Source organism: Rhodococcus sp. WS3 (assembly GCF_003797085.1).
GTDB classification, from domain to species: domain Bacteria; phylum Actinomycetota; class Actinomycetes; order Mycobacteriales; family Mycobacteriaceae; genus Rhodococcus_F; species Rhodococcus_F globerula.
Genome location: NZ_RKMA01000002.1, coordinates 894,472 through 907,633, shown reverse-complemented (window position 1 = coordinate 907,633; position 13,162 = coordinate 894,472). Strand labels below are relative to the sequence as shown.

General features: G+C 61.8%; 14 protein-coding genes and 1 pseudogene. 1 reads left to right on the top strand and 14 read right to left on the bottom strand.

Annotation, left to right across the window (positions count from 1 at the left end; all coding sequences use genetic code 11):
- Nucleotide 1: 1 nt before the first annotated feature.
- The 14 genes and pseudogenes from nuoK to EEB13_RS18250 form a co-directional block, all read right to left on the bottom strand.
- Entirely contained in the window at nt 2-301 is a 300-nt protein-coding gene (gene nuoK / locus EEB13_RS18315; RefSeq protein WP_033234863.1) for an NADH-quinone oxidoreductase subunit NuoK, read from the bottom strand.
- Complete coding sequence (locus EEB13_RS18310) at nt 298-1,095, bottom strand: NADH-quinone oxidoreductase subunit J (protein ID WP_092808439.1); 798 nt, start codon at nt 1,093-1,095, stop codon at nt 298-300. The genes nuoK and EEB13_RS18310 overlap by 4 nt, the downstream gene beginning before the upstream one ends.
- The gene (nuoI, locus tag EEB13_RS18305) at nt 1,092-1,619 is read right to left on the bottom strand and encodes an NADH-quinone oxidoreductase subunit NuoI (protein ID WP_141485974.1); all 528 of its coding nucleotides are present in this window, start codon (nt 1,617-1,619) and stop codon (nt 1,092-1,094) included. Before nuoI ends, EEB13_RS18310 begins: the two co-directional genes overlap by 4 nt.
- Nucleotides 1,620-1,692: 73 nt before the next feature.
- Nucleotides 1,693-2,949: pseudogene (gene nuoH / locus EEB13_RS18300) on the bottom strand (NADH-quinone oxidoreductase subunit NuoH); the annotation flags it as partial.
- Nucleotides 2,946-5,360 carry an NADH-quinone oxidoreductase subunit G gene (locus EEB13_RS18295; protein WP_141485972.1) on the bottom strand — a complete coding sequence of 805 codons (2,415 nt, stop codon included), beginning with the start codon at nt 5,358-5,360 and terminating at the stop codon, nt 2,946-2,948. The gene EEB13_RS18295 and the pseudogene nuoH, both read right to left, overlap by 4 nt.
- Nucleotides 5,357-6,658 carry an NADH-quinone oxidoreductase subunit NuoF gene (gene nuoF / locus EEB13_RS18290; RefSeq protein WP_095886056.1) on the bottom strand — a complete coding sequence of 434 codons (1,302 nt, stop codon included), beginning with the start codon at nt 6,656-6,658 and terminating at the stop codon, nt 5,357-5,359. The genes EEB13_RS18295 and nuoF overlap by 4 nt, the downstream gene beginning before the upstream one ends.
- Before the next feature lies 1 nt (nt 6,659).
- Nucleotides 6,660-7,475 (bottom strand): NADH-quinone oxidoreductase subunit NuoE, encoded by an 816-nt coding sequence (gene nuoE, locus EEB13_RS18285; RefSeq protein WP_095886057.1) that lies wholly within the window; start codon nt 7,473-7,475, stop codon nt 6,660-6,662.
- On the bottom strand, nt 7,472-8,797 hold the full coding sequence (gene nuoD, locus EEB13_RS18280; RefSeq protein WP_141485971.1) for an NADH dehydrogenase (quinone) subunit D: 1,326 nt from the start codon (nt 8,795-8,797) through the stop codon (nt 7,472-7,474). The genes nuoE and nuoD overlap by 4 nt, the downstream gene beginning before the upstream one ends.
- Nucleotides 8,797-9,459, bottom strand: a complete 663-nt coding sequence (locus EEB13_RS18275) for an NADH-quinone oxidoreductase subunit C (RefSeq protein ID WP_141485970.1) — start codon at nt 9,457-9,459, stop codon at nt 8,797-8,799. Before EEB13_RS18275 ends, nuoD begins: the two co-directional genes overlap by 1 nt.
- Nucleotides 9,456-10,010 (bottom strand): NuoB/complex I 20 kDa subunit family protein, encoded by a 555-nt coding sequence (locus tag EEB13_RS18270; RefSeq protein ID WP_033234854.1) that lies wholly within the window; start codon nt 10,008-10,010, stop codon nt 9,456-9,458. The genes EEB13_RS18275 and EEB13_RS18270 overlap by 4 nt, the downstream gene beginning before the upstream one ends.
- Before the next feature lie 108 nt (nt 10,011-10,118).
- Complete coding sequence (locus tag EEB13_RS18265) at nt 10,119-10,478, bottom strand: NADH-quinone oxidoreductase subunit A (RefSeq protein WP_033234853.1); 360 nt, start codon at nt 10,476-10,478, stop codon at nt 10,119-10,121.
- 232 nt (nt 10,479-10,710) lie between these two features.
- Nucleotides 10,711-11,133, bottom strand: a complete 423-nt coding sequence (locus tag EEB13_RS18260; protein WP_141485969.1) for a response regulator transcription factor — start codon at nt 11,131-11,133, stop codon at nt 10,711-10,713.
- 160 nt (nt 11,134-11,293) lie between these two features.
- A complete protein-coding gene (locus tag EEB13_RS18255; protein WP_033234851.1) occupies nt 11,294-11,728 on the bottom strand; it encodes an SRPBCC family protein in 435 nt (144 codons plus the stop codon).
- Nucleotides 11,729-11,790: 62 nt separating this feature from the next.
- Nucleotides 11,791-12,249: a toxin-antitoxin system HicB family antitoxin gene (locus tag EEB13_RS18250; protein WP_116103989.1), complete on the bottom strand. Its 459-nt coding sequence runs from the start codon at nt 12,247-12,249 to the stop codon at nt 11,791-11,793.
- Nucleotides 12,250-12,406: 157 nt separating this feature from the next.
- On the opposite strand from EEB13_RS18250, the gene thyX reads away from it, so the two are divergent.
- On the top strand, nt 12,407-13,156 hold the full coding sequence (thyX, locus tag EEB13_RS18245; protein WP_033235005.1) for an FAD-dependent thymidylate synthase: 750 nt from the start codon (nt 12,407-12,409) through the stop codon (nt 13,154-13,156).
- Nucleotides 13,157-13,162: the final 6 nt, after the last annotated feature.

Genomic DNA, 13,162 nt, shown 5'->3' with positions numbered 1-13,162 from the left:
ATCAGTACTTCAGCAGGTCTACGTCGTCGACGGATACAGAACGCCGAGATCGGAAGATAATCATGATGATTGCCAGGCCCACAACCACTTCCGCGGCGGCCACAACCATCGTGAAGAACGCAAAGATCTGGCCGTCGAGGTTGCCGTGCATCCGCGCGAACGTGACAAACGCGAGGTTGGCGGCGTTGAGCATCAACTCGATGCACATGAACACGACAATGGCGTTGCGTCGTAGGAGAACTCCGGCCGCGCCGATGGTGAACAGCAGAACCGACAGGTAGAGATAGTTCTCGGGATTCATCGGTTGTTCTCCTCTCTGCTTGTCGGATCCTGCATGCGCGGCGTGAGGGCGCTCGAGACCGAGATGTCCGACGGCGAGCCGTCGGGCAGCCGCGCCGGTATGTCGACAGCGTTGTTCCGGGCGTAGACACCGGGACTGGGCAGCGGTGTGGCCGAGCCCTTTTCGGGATTGTGCTCGTCGCTGCCCAAATACTTGAATCGCTGCTGCGAGAGTTCGCGTTGACTCATCGATGCCTCGATCTTCTCCCGGTGTGCCAGCATCATCGCGCCCAGCGTGGCCGTGATAAGCAGTGCGCCGGTCAATTCGAAGGCCCAGACGTAGCGAATGAAGATCAGATCGGCGAGCGCGTCGATGTTGCCCTGCTCGAGGTTGGTGAACCCGGTGAATCCCGAGATCGATGCGTTGCCGAGTCCGCCGATCAGCAGCAGACCAAAGCCGAGACCGATCACGATCGCGCTGACGCGTTGTCCCCGCAGAGTTTCGACCAGCGAGTCCGAGGAGTCGACGCCTACCAGCATCAGGACGAACAGGAACAGCATCATCACCGCACCCGTGTACACGACAACCTGAACAACTCCGAGGAACAAGGCACCTTGAACTATGTAGAACACGGCCAGGATGATCATGGTCATCGCCAAGAACAGCGCCGAATACACAGCTTTCGGGGCCGCAACAACTCCGAGCGCGCTGATCACGGCGAGAGTGCCGAGAATCCAGAACTGCACGGCCTCACCCGTCGACGTCGACGTCAGCGTTCCCTGTGCGAGAACCTCCGCGGTGATCGCGCTGATCATTGGTCCGGCTCCTGGCCGGCCGCCGCGATGTCGCCGCGGTAGTAGTCGTCCTGCGTGGTTCCCGGGCGCAATGCGTGCGGAGGCGCATCCATGTCGGGCTTCAGGGGTGCGAGCAAGCGGTCCTTCTCGTAGATCAAACCGGCGCGATTGTCGTCGGCCATCTCGTATTCGTTGGTCATGGTCAGCGCACGTGTGGGGCACGCCTCCACACACAATCCGCAACCGATGCACCGCAAGTAGTTGATCTGGTACACCTGGCCGTACCGTTCACCGGGGGAGTATCGCTCGTCTTCGGTGTTGTCCGCGCCTTCGACATAGATCGCGTCGGCGGGGCACGCCCACGCGCAGAGCTCGCAGCCGATGCACTTCTCGAGACCGTCGGCATACCGATTGAGTTGGTGGCGACCGTGATAACCCGGCGCCGTCGGCCGCTTCTCTTCCGGATAGAACTCGGTTTCCGGCTTCTTGAACATGGTCGAAAGCGTGACGCCGAATCCGGCAAGGGGTCCGAGGAATTCAGGCATGGGAGTCCTCCGATGTTTCGGTGGGTGCAGCTGTCTCGGTGGGTGTAACCCCGGTTCGGCTGAATGCAGAAACCGTCTGACCAGGCATCGGCGGCACAGGGAAGCCGCCGGCCATGGGATCGAAAGGCGCGGTTGCGGTTGCGGTTGCGGCAGGTGGTTGCTCGACGTCGCGTCGACGGCCCCGGTAGAGACCACCGACTGCAAGAACAAGCGTGCCGCCCAGAACCACACCGACGCACAGCAGCACCAGCCAGGTGTTGTACCCCGCGTTGCGGAAGGCGCGTACCGAGGCGATTGCCATGACCCACACCAATGCTGCCGGGATGAGGATTTTCCACCCGAGATTCATGAACTGGTCGTAGCGCAACCGGGGCAGCGTGCTGCGGAGCCAGATGAAGATGAAGAGGAAGAACCAGACCTTGCCGATGAACCACAGCACCGGCCACCACCCCGAATTTGCGCCGTCCCAGAGATTGAACGGGAACGGCGCGTGCCAGCCGCCGAGGAAGAGTGTCGTGGCCAGGGCCGAGACCGTCACCATGTTCACGTATTCCGCGAGCATGAACATCGCGAACTTGAGTGACGAGTACTCGGTATGGAATCCGCCTACCAGTTCGCCTTCGGCTTCGGGAAGGTCGAATGGCGCGCGGTTTGTTTCGCCGACCATGGCAACTACGTAGATGAGGAACGAGGGAAGGAGCAGGAAGACGTACCAGGATCCTTCCTGGGCGCTGACGATCCCGGACGTGGACATGGTTCCGGCGTAAAGGAATACGGCGGCAAACGACAAGCCCATCGCCACTTCGTACGAGATGACCTGCGCCGTGGATCGAAGAGCGCCGAGCAGCGGATAGGTCGATCCGGACGACCACCCGGCAAGGACGATTCCGTACACCCCGACGGACGTGACGGCGAGGATGTACAGAACACCGACGGGAAGGTCTGTGAGTTGCAGCGGCGACCACGTCCCGAAGATCGACACTTCGGGGCCGAAGGGAACTACCGCAAATGCCATGAACGCGGGGACGACGGCAATGATCGGAGCCAACATGTAAATCGGTTTGTCGACGCCGGACGGTGTGATGCCTTCCTTGAGAGCCAGTTTCACGCCATCTGCCAGGCTTTGCAGCAATCCGCGCGGGCCAACCCGGTTGGGGCCGACACGCATCTGCATTCTGGCCATGACCTTGCGTTCGACGTAGATCGCGATCAGCGTTGTGAGCAACAGGAACACGAAGATCACCAAAGCCTTGGCGATCACCAGCCACAGTGGATCGTGCCCGAACGCCGAAAGGTCCACGGGTTCAGCGATAAACGTGACAGTGCTCATTGCGGCACCTGATTGGAGATCGTGACTATGTCGCCTGGGGATACTCCCAGCGCTCGATTGACTTCGCTGCCGGTCGAATTGAGGGGGAGCCAGACAACTCGCGGCGGCAGATCCGTGATGGCCAGTGGCAGCGTGATAGTTCCACGGTCCGAGCTGACCGACACAGGCTGACCTTCGATTGCTCCGATCTCCGTGGCAGTGCTCGCGCACAGCCGCACAACCGGTTTGTGGGCTGTTCCGGCCAGGTTGGGATCACCGTCCTGTAGTCGTCCTCGGTCGAGAAGTAGGTGCCAACTCGACAGGACGGCTTCGCCGGGTTGTGGTTCGGGACGCGCCGACGCGGGGGAGCGGGGAGCGGGTACCCGCTTGCCCGACCACGTTCCGAGCGCGAGGATCTCGGCGTGCGCGGTGGCAGCGTCGGGAAGTCCAAGGCTGATGCCCATCTCGGTCGCAATCGCCTGGAGGACTCGTTGATCAGGCATCACACCGGTGGTCCGCAGGGCAGTCTCGAAGGGACGCTCGCGGCCCTCCCAGTCGATGAATGTGCCAGGTTTCTCGGCGACGGCCGCCACCGGGAACACAACATCGGCCAGTTCGGTGACGCTGCTATGTCGAATCTCGAGGCTGACGACAAAGCCGGCGGATTGAACGGCGGCGCGGGCAGCGTCGGGATCCGGCATGTCGGCAAGATCGACCCCGCCGATCAGCAGAGCGCCCAGCGCTGAGTCCGATCCCAACATCTGTGTTGCACTCAGTCCATGCTCGGTGGGTAGTTCCGCCGACCAGGTCGAGGAAATATCTTCGCGAGCAGCAGGATCGGATACCGGTCTGCCACCGGGGAGCAGTCCCGGCACAGCGCCGACTTCGACGGCGGCCCTATCTCCGGCGCGACGCGGAATCCACGCGAGCCGTGCACCGGTGGTTTCGGCCAATCGCTGTGCCGCCGAGAGTCCGCCGTCGATGGCGCCAAGTCTTTCGCCGACCAGAATGACTGCACCAGGCTGACGCAGCAGCCGGCCGACTTCGCCGTCGGGATCACTCAGTGAATCCAGAAGGGTAGGTTCGTCCCCTGGTGACGCCTGTAGAAGTGTCCCGGCCATTTTCTGTAGACTTCGGGTTGCAAAAGGAGCGAGAGACAGAACCCGAGTCTGCTGCGTCCGCGAAGCCTTGCGGAGGCGAAGGAAGACGATGGGCGATTCCTCTTCCGGTTCGAGTGCTACCAGAAGTGCGACCGGGGCGGCCTCGAGGTCTGCGTAGGTGACAGATTCATCGAGCGATCGGCCGGCGATGTGAGCGCCGAGAAATTCGGATTCCTCCTGGGACTGGGCGCGAATCCTGAAGTCGATATTATTGGTGCCCAATGCGATACGTGCAAACTTGCTGTATGCGTACGCGTCTTCCATGGTGGACCGTCCACCCACCAGTACGCCCGCATTGCCCCGTGATTCGGCAAACTTCCGGGCCACCAAATCAAGGGCGAATGGCCACGACGCGGGAACCAGCGCGCCCTCGCGGTCGCGGATCAATGGAGTGGTGATCCGGTCGCGTTGTGTTGCATACGAGAAGGCGAATCGCCCCTTGTCGCAGTTCCACTCCTCGTTGACGTCCGGGTCGTCGCCGGCGAGGCGCCGCAGTACCTTCCCGCGACGATGATCGGTCCGTTGGGCGCACCCGTCAGCGCAGTGTTCGCAGACGCTGGGACTGGACACCAGATCGAAGGGACGAGCGCGAAAGCGGTACGACGTATTGGTGAGAGCGCCGACGGGGCACACCTGAATGGTGTTTCCGGAGAAGTACGACTCGAAGGGTTCGTTGGCGTAAATCCCGACCTGCTGCAACGCTCCGCGCTCGAGGAGATCGATGAACGGGTCACCCGCAATCTGCTGCGAGAACCGGGTACACCGCGCGCACAGAACACACCGCTCCCGATCGAGCAGAACCTCGGAAGAGAGTGGAATCGGCTTGGGATACGTCCGCTTCTCCTCGCCGAACCGGGATTCGGTCCGGCCCGTCGACATCGCTTGATTCTGCAGTGGGCACTCGCCGCCCTTGTCGCACACCGGGCAGTCGAGAGGGTGATTGATGAGGAGCAGCTCCATCACTCCGCGCTGCGCCTTCTCGGCGACGGGCGAGGTGACCTGGGTGTTGACAACCATTCCGTCCGCGACCGTCGTGGTGCAGGAGGCAAGCGGCTTGCGTTGGCCCTCGACCTCGACGATGCATTGTCGGCACGCGCCCACGGGATCGAGAAGGGGGTGATCGCAGAATCGGGGAATGACAGTACCGATCATCTCTGCGGCGCGAATGATCAACGTGCCCTTGGGAACCTGGACCGTGGTGCCGTCGATGGTGAGGGTGACGAGGTCCGACGGGATTACGTCACCGGTTTCGACATCAGCCGCTGCAGTCATGAGGTGTACGCTCCTGTCGCCAGAACGGACCGCGCGGGATCGAACGGGCAGCCGTCTTGATCGAAATGCATCAGGTACTCGTCGCGGAAGTACTTCAGCGACGACATGATCGGGCTGGTCGCCCCGTCGCCCAAGGCACAGAAGGACTTTCCGAGAATGGTGTCGGAGATGTCGAGCAGTTTTGTCAGGTCGGACTCGGTTCCGCCTCCACTTTCGAGGCGACGCAGAATCTGCACGAGCCAGTACGTGCCTTCGCGACAGGGGGTGCATTTGCCGCACGATTCATGGGCATAGAACTCCGTCCACCGCAGCACCGCCCGCACGATGCACGTCGTGTCGTCGAAGATCTGCAGAGCCTTGGTGCCCAGCATGGATCCGGCGGCGCCGACACCCTCGTAATCGAGTGGAACGTCCAGGTGTTCGTCGGTGAAGATCGGTGTCGACGATCCGCCGGGTGTCCAGAACTTGAGAGTGTGGCCGGCCCGGACGCCGCCGGCGTAACCAAGCAGTTCGCGCAACGTTATGCCGAGAGGCGCCTCGTACTGCCCGGGAGTCGTGACATGACCGGACAACGAGTACAGCGTGAATCCGGGCGATTTTTCCGTACCCATCGACTTGAACCATTCGGGGCCGTTCTGGATGATGGCCGGCACGCTCGCAATCGATTCGACGTTGTTGACCACTGTCGGGCACGCATACAAGCCCGCCACTGCCGGAAACGGCGGCCGCAATCGCGGTTGCCCGCGGCGCCCTTCCAATGAATCGAGCAGCGCGGTCTCCTCGCCGCAGATGTACGCGCCCGCGCCGGCGTGCACCACCAGATCGAGATCGAAGCCGGAACCCTGGATATCGCGTCCCAGGTAACCGGCCGCGTAGGCCTCCGAAACCGCAGTCTGTAGGCGTCGTAGCACCGGGACAACCTCGCCGCGCACGTAGATGAACGCCTTGGCCGCGCGAATTGCATAGGCCGCGATGATGACTCCCTCGACCAACGTGTGAGGGGTTGCCATCATCAACGGCATGTCCTTGCATGTTCCGGGTTCCGACTCGTCGGCATTGACCACGAGGTAATGCGGCTTGTTGTCGCCCTGCGGGATGAAACTCCACTTCAAACCGGTAGGGAATCCGGCGCCACCACGGCCACGCAGACCCGCGTCCTTGATGGTGGCAATCACGTCGTCGGCGGTGCCCGCGAGTGCCTTGCGCAACCCTTGATAACCGTCGTGCCGAAGATAGGCGTCGAGAGTCCACGAGTGGGGTTCGTCCCAGTACCGGCTCAGTACAGGCGCAAGTGCCATGTCATTTCCCTTCGCCGGAGCTGGGATTGTCGGTGGAGTGCGCCGCGACCACTCTCAGTCCCGCGAGACTTGCGGCGCCGCTGGTCTGAGCCTCGGCAGCTTCGGCGCGGGAATCCGCGAATCCGGCCAGGGTGCGGGCGGTTTCGCGGAAAGAACACAGCGTGGCACCGCGACTGGGGGTGACACGGTCGCCGCTACGGAGCGCGTCGACCAACGTGCGTGCAGACTCGGGCGTCTGGTTGTCGAAGAACTCCCAATTCACCATCACGACCGGTGCGTAGTCGCAGGCGGCATTGCACTCGATGTGTTCGAGAGTGATCTTGCCGTCCGACGTGGAAATCGAATGTGACGCCTCGTCACGCGAGCCCGCCGATTCGAGGTGCTCCTCGAGCGCCTCGAAGATGGCATCGCCGCCCATGATCGCGCACAGAGTGTTGGTGCAGACGCCTACCAGGTACTCGCCCGTCGGTCCGCGCCGATACATGGAGTAGAAGGTGGACACTGCCGCGACTTCGGCACCGGTCAAGCCGAGTTTGCCTGAGCAGAAGTCGATTCCGGCCGGCGTGATGTAGCCGTCCTCGGATTGGACAAGATGCAGTAGTGGCAGCAGTGCGGATCTGCTGGTAGTCGCGCCTTCGCCTGCCGAATCGTCACGGTATCGCGCAATGACGGCCTCGGCATCGGCGTCGAGTCGTGCCAGGACATCGGCAGGGTAGCTGCTTCGAGCCCCTGGTCGCACCAACTGGGTGGGCTCTTCGGGCCGTGGACCGAGTTCGAGGAAGACGCGGGTGCCACCGTTTTTCGTGGAGTCTGTCATCGGTCCACTCCGCCCATGACTGGATCGATGCTGGCCACCGATGCGATCACATCGGACACCATGCCTCCCTCACACATCGCAGCTACCGCTTGGAGATTCGTGAACGACGGATCCCGGAAATGCACTCGGTATGGACGGGTGCCGCCGTCGGACACCATGTGAACGCCGAGTTCTCCGCGTGGCGATTCCACGGCCACGTACACCTGACCGGCCGGAACGCGGATACCCTCGGTCACCAATTTGAAGTGGTGGATGAGGCCTTCCATCGACGACTCCATGATCTTGCCGACGTGCTTCTGCGAATTGCCGAGTCCGTCATCACCTACCTGGAGATCTGCAGGCCACGCAATTTTCCGATCGTCGACCATGATCGGCCCCGGGGCCAGCTTGTCGAGGCATTGTTCGACGATCTTCAAGGACTCCTTCATCTCCTCCACCCGAATGAAGTACCTTCCGTAACAATCGGACCCGGTGTGTGTGATGACGTCGAACTCGTAGTTTTCGTAACCGCAGTAGGGCTGCGCTCGACGCTGATCGTGGGGGAGGCCGGTGGCCCGAAGTACCGGACCGGTGATGCCGAGCGCCATGCATCCGGTGAGGTCCAGGTATCCGATGCCGCTGGTTCGCGCCTTCCAGATCGTGTTGTCGGTGAGCATCAACTCCATGTCGCGCAGACGATTCGGCAGAACCTTCAACAGTTCGCGGATCTTCGGAATCGAACCTGCGGGTAGATCCTGAGCCAGTCCGCCTGGACGGATGAACGCATGATTCATTCGAAGGCCGGTGATGGTCTCGAAGACGTCGAGTATCAGTTCGCGCTCGCGGAACCCGAACAGCATGGCAGTGACAGCGCCCAACTCCATACCGCCAGTAGCCAGCGCAACAAGGTGCGAGGAGATCCGGTTGAGTTCCATCAACATCACGCGTACGACGGTGGCGCGTTCCGGGACGTCATCGGTGACGCCGAGTAGCTTCTCGACGCCCAGGCAGTACGCGGTTTCGTTGAAGAACGGAGACAGATAATCCATACGGGTGACAAAAGTGACGCCCTGAGTCCAGTTCCGGTATTCGAGGTTCTTCTCGATTCCGGTGTGCAGGTAGCCGATTCCGCATCGCGCCTCGATTACCGTCTCGCCCTCGATCTCGAGAATGAGACGGAGCACGCCGTGCGTCGACGGGTGCTGTGGACCCATGTTGACGACGATGCGTTCGGCACCGGCATCGGATCGGCCCGCTGCCGCCGCGGCGACTATCTGGTCCCAGTCCTGACCTGAGGCGGTGTAGACCGTCTCTTGCGATGGTGTGTCAGCTGTGTTGTTCATCAGATGTACGACCTGCGCTCGTCGGGTGGCGGGATATGTGCGCCCTTGTATTCGACGGGGATTCCGCCCAGCGGGTAGTCCTTGCGCTGGGGGTGGCCCTGCCAGTCGTCCGGCATCTCGATGCGAGTGAGCGACGGATGGCCGTCGAAGATGATGCCGAAGAAGTCGTAGGTTTCGCGTTCGTGCCAGTCGTTGGCCGGGTAGGTGCCCACCAGCGAGGGAATGTGCGGATCGGAATCCGGTACCGACACCTCCAACCGGATACGACGATTGTGGGTGATCGACGAGAAGGGGTACACCGCGTGCAGTTCGCGTCCGGCATCCTGTGGGTAGTGAACGCCGTTGACTCCGAGGCACAATTCGAACCGCAAGTCCGGTTCGTCTCGCAGACGGCGGGCCACCTGGGGTAGGTACGAACGTTCGATGTGCAACGTCAACTCGTCGCGGAAGATCACCACCTTCTCGACCGCGTCGTCGAAGGCAGTTCCGTTGTCCGACAGAGCAGCCGACAGTCCGTCCGTGATCTCGTCGAAGTATCCGCCGTAGGGCCGCGTCGCAGCATCCGGTGCGGCGGCAGGGCGGGCCAACCGGTTGTAGCCGGATGTGTCGCCACTGCCGCGTGCTCCGAACATTCCGCGGCGGTCGGAGGATTCATCGGTCATCGCAGCAGTCCCTTGATGTCGATCAGGGGAGTGGACGCCAGTGCGGCGCGCTCGGCAGCGGCGCGTGCTTCTTCGCGGTTGACACCGAGTGGCATGTCCTGAATCTTTTTGTGCAGTTCGATAATTGCGTTGAGCAGCATCTCCGGACGTGGCGGGCATCCAGGCAGGTAGATGTCGACCGGCACGATGTGATCGACACCCTGGACTATCGCGTAGTTGTTGAACATTCCGCCCGACGACGCGCAGACACCCATGGAGAGCACCCATTTGGGTTCGGCCATCTGGTCGTAGACCTGCCGCAGGACCGGCGCCATCTTTTGACTGACCCGTCCGGCGACGATCATCAGGTCTGCCTGCCGGGGTGACGCGCGGAAGGCTTCCATGCCGAAGCGCGCCAAGTCGAATCGGCCGGACGTAGTCGACATCATCTCGATGGCGCAGCACGCAAGTCCAAAGGTTGCCGGCCACAGCGATCCCTTGCGGAAGTAGCCGGCCAGGCCCTCGACAGTTGTCAGGAGAAAACCGCTCGGAAGCTTTTCTTCAAGACCCATATTCGACTCGTTTCCGTCGTGAGAGTTGCCGTCGGATGCGTGTGCACTTGCTGTGTTTGCACTTGCTGTGTTTGCAACTGCTGTGTTTGCAACTGCGGGGAAATCAGGTCAGTCCCAACTCAGACCGCCTCGTCTCCACTCGTAGGCATACGCAACCGAGACGTTGACGACGAACAGGCCCATGGCCGCGAGTCCGAACAAACCGAGCGAATCGAAATGGACTGCCCAGGGATAGAGGAAGACGATTTCGATGTCGAAGATGATGAACAGCATGGCCGTCAGATAGAACTTGACGGGAAACCGTCCGCCACCGACGGCGCGGGGCGCCGGTTCGATGCCACATTCGTAGGCTTCGAGTTTCGCGCGGTTGTACCGGCGAGGCCCGACGACAGAGGCAAGAACGACTGACACCACGGCAAAGGCCATCGCAATGGCACCCAGAACGAGAATTGGCACATACGCGTTCATGTCGCACCGAACCTCTCTCCGTTTAGCGTGACGCCCCGTGAATGACGCTGCCCCAGAAGGCCCTGCTGTCCCTGCCAGATCGATACTGCCAGCATCTCGCCGATCGTGTGACCTGTGACACTTACCCTAGGTGGTGCCTCCGACATTGGGGCTGATTTTCGAACTGTGGAGTTTTGCTCCCGAGATGCCGAAGTGCTCGCCGCCGCAAGGGAACTGTGTAGGCACCGGCCGATCAGAGGTTCAGGCGAACGCGGAGCAAACGAATGACGGCCGACGCCAGTTCGATCGGGTCGAGTGGTTGGGAAACGGCAGCTTCCGCGCGTGACCACGACGCCAGCCAGGCGTCGTCGGGTCGACCGGTCAGAATCACGATCGGCGGGCAGTTCGCGATCTCGTCTTTGAGTTGCTTCGCGACGCCCATGCCCCCGGCCGGGCTTGCCTCGCCGTCGAGAATGGCGAGGTCGATGCCGCCGCGGTCGAGTCGATCGATCACCACCGGTGCTGTGGCCACCTCGACGTATTCGATCGGTGGGAGATCAGGATGGGGGCGCTCGCCGAGGGCGAGGCGGACCTGTTCGCGCGTATGGGCGTCGTCGCTGAAGACGAGCACACGCACGGTGGCGGGGGTGCGAGGAGGTGCTACCGCGTCGGACACGAGGCCGACGTTACCCCGCGACTATCCGTCGCGGCAGTGAATCATGAACTTCACCAAGGACTTTCCGTCGAGTGCGGCGGTCCGGGGCGATCGTGAAATGCGGCAACCCTCGCGTCCGAGCTTGCGGGAGGCGAGGGTTGCGCGCGAATAGTGCTGACTGTCAGAAGTTTTCGACGAACTTCGTCAGTCCCTTGCTGGCGGTCTCCAGCGCCGTCTTCTGGGCCTTCTTCACCAGGAATCCCGGCAGCGGAATCTTGGGGTCGATGGTCAGTTCGAAACTGATCTTCGTTCCGCCGTCGGTCGGGGTCAGGGTGTACGAGCCGTCCTGCTGGTTCTGCTGTCCACTCTCGACGAGGGTCCAGCTCACCTTCTCGTCACCGTCGAAGGTGTAGTCCACAACTTGCTCGTCGTTGATGCCGAGAATCGACACGGCCATCCGGACGCGATGCGGCCGACCGTCGTCATGCGTGGTCTCGATCGTGATCTTCTTGTGCGCAGACGACCATTCGGGCAACCGGTCCACCGCCGCAACCGCTGCCATGACCGTGGCCGGATCGGCCTTGATCTCGAATTCCTTGACGCCCGAAACGGCCATACGACTTACTCCTTACATGCCTGACGGCAACAACTTCGTGGACTTGCTCGGACGCAATTAGATCAGTCCATGCCGTTCTTACGCATCTGATCCCGCAAAGCGCCTTGCACGGCTTGCGACACCCACGAATTCAAAGAGACGCCGTTCTGATTTGCGGCTTCTTCGGCGCGGGCCTTGATCTGCTCCATCATGCGCAGGGTGACCCGGCTGATGTCGCCGCTGACGTCGTCGAACGAGTAGACGTTTTCCTTGGCGGGCTCCTCGGCCCCGGAACCCTTCGATGCTTTCTGGACGTCGACCAGAATGTTGTTGCCGTCGAGATGGACCTTGACGTCGCGGTCCTCGATCTCGGCTCCGATTTCCTTGGCGAGCTCGGTTGCCGCGGCCAGCAGAACGAGGCGTATCGACGGTTCCATGGCGGCCGCGAGTGACGCCGCGATGCGACGGGTGTGGTCGTCGCCGAGTTCGGCCGCCGTGACGAGGTCATCGTGCAGCTTTGCGGTGTACTCCGAAATATCCATGACACCACAGTGACGTCAAAAGTGACGTCAGTCAAGGTGCCGTCTGGCGTCAGGGCTTCCCAGGTGGTTTCTGCCTATAGAGTTGCCGCGCAGCAAGGCCGGAAGCGTCCGGTTGGCCTGACAGCCGGAAGTGTCCGGCGGACTCGAGGAGTATGTAGTGCCGCACACGGTGTCACTGAAAGTGCAGATGGTGGCAAAGTCCGAGTTCTTCCCGCCGGACGACATCGACTGGGAAACCGATGCCGACGGCGGTGAGGCACTTGCGGAATTCGCCGGCCGCGCCTGCTATCAGAGTTGGTCCAAGCCCAACCCGCGCACAGCCACGAACGCCGGATACATTCGACATCTCCTAGAAGTCGGGCATTCGTCTGTCCTCGAACATGCGACGGTCAGTTTCTACATCACCGGAATCTCGCGCTCCTGTACCCACGAACTGATCCGTCACCGCCACTTCTCGTACTCGCAACTCTCCCAGCGGTTCGTTAGGGAGAACGATGCAAGCGTCGTGGTCCCGCCGGCTGTCGAAGGTGACCCGGAACTCGAAGCGCTGTTCCTGGCCGCCACCGAGGAAAGTCGACGGGCCTACGGCGAACTGCTCGCTGCGTTGGAAGGCAAATTGCAGTCCGTCCCCGGCGCACCCGTGCGCGGCAAGCAAGCGCGTCAAGCCGCTCGCTCGGTGCTGCCCAATGCCACGGAAACCCGTCTCGTAGTCAGCGGAAACTACCGTGCTTGGCGACACTTCGTGGATATGCGCGCCACCGAGCACGCGGACGTCGAGATCAGGCGCGTCGCGATCGAGTGCTTGCGGCAACTTCAAACCGCTGCGCCAAATGTGTTCGGAGACTACGAGATTCTGCGCAGAAGTGACGGATCGGAAATTGCCGTCAGCTCGTTCGCTGCCGAGTGAAGTTAC